The organism is Citrobacter sp. T1.2D-1 (assembly GCF_950098555.1).
Taxonomy (GTDB): domain Bacteria; phylum Pseudomonadota; class Gammaproteobacteria; order Enterobacterales; family Enterobacteriaceae; genus Citrobacter_A; species Citrobacter_A telavivensis.
Genome location: NZ_CATNHH010000049.1, coordinates 1 through 417, shown reverse-complemented (window position 1 = coordinate 417; position 417 = coordinate 1). Strand labels below are relative to the sequence as shown.

The window sequence follows — 417 nt, the reverse complement described above, 5'->3', positions numbered from 1 at the left end:
GCCAGATACAGCGTCTCGATGGATATTGTTGTGCCGGGATATCTAGCGCCCGCGCCATGACGCAGGAGCGCATAGATGCGATTGTCGGCTTCGCTCTTAGAGCGTCGTCCTGTGCGAACCCGTTGAACACGCACGCGTCCATCTGGCTCTATCAGGACGCGATCTGGAGTGAGCGTTATTGTCTTGCCTGCGAAATCGATACTCCACTCATCTGTATCATACTGGCCAACCTCGCTATTGGTGATATCCGCCATGCGTTCGACCATAGCCTCTGCCGACGCTCGATAGTACGGCTCGAAGCCATGCCCATTCGGGCCGCGCGCAGTCCATTCCTCTCGTAGGTGCGCAAGCGCCATTTCGCGAGTAATGGCAGTGCCCGAGGTTCGCTGAGAGCCTAGCCACGCAATGGTACGGAAC

1 protein-coding gene is annotated in these 417 nt (G+C 57.6%); it reads right to left on the bottom strand.

What is annotated here, in order from left to right:
- On the bottom strand, window positions 1–254 hold a 254-nt coding region (locus QQZ17_RS21150), incomplete at its 3' end, for a hypothetical protein (protein ID WP_284554166.1).
- Between the last annotated feature and the right edge of the window lie 163 nt (window positions 255–417).